At 36.4% G+C, this 385-nt stretch carries 1 pseudogene; it reads left to right on the forward strand.

Going from position 1 to position 385, the window contains the following annotated elements:
- Positions 1–282 precede the first annotated feature (282 nt).
- Positions 283–385: pseudogene (locus QT74_RS08385) on the forward strand (RepA); the annotation flags it as partial.

Below are 385 nucleotides of genomic sequence, written 5' to 3' on the forward strand. Positions count from 1 at the left end.
CCTAAGGCGGTGTAACATGGTTGCTAATCCTAGTGTTAACAAATTTGGAGCAATTAGCTTTAAAAGCTAGTGGGTTGGGAGTTTGTAGCGGGTGGCACTCCGTTAGGAGGCACACCATGAAAGCATTTTTGATAGTAGTGATTTTAGTGGTAATCTTAACACAGCCACTATATTAAAACCTTAGCGTTTTAATAACCCTTAATAAGTCCGCCAAGACTTTTTAAGGGTTTCACTCCTATTATTATATCGTCTTTTGAAAAATAAGCATTAAAAGGCTCTCAAATGCCCATGAATACGAATTTTGAACAAATTAGAAAACAAGAATTGGAATTACGAAAATTATTAGAAGAATTGGATACGCTCCCACAAACCCCACAAGTTAAAC

Origin of the sequence: Helicobacter pylori SA213A (assembly GCF_000476275.1) — a bacterium.
Taxonomy (GTDB): domain Bacteria; phylum Campylobacterota; class Campylobacteria; order Campylobacterales; family Helicobacteraceae; genus Helicobacter; species Helicobacter pylori_CL.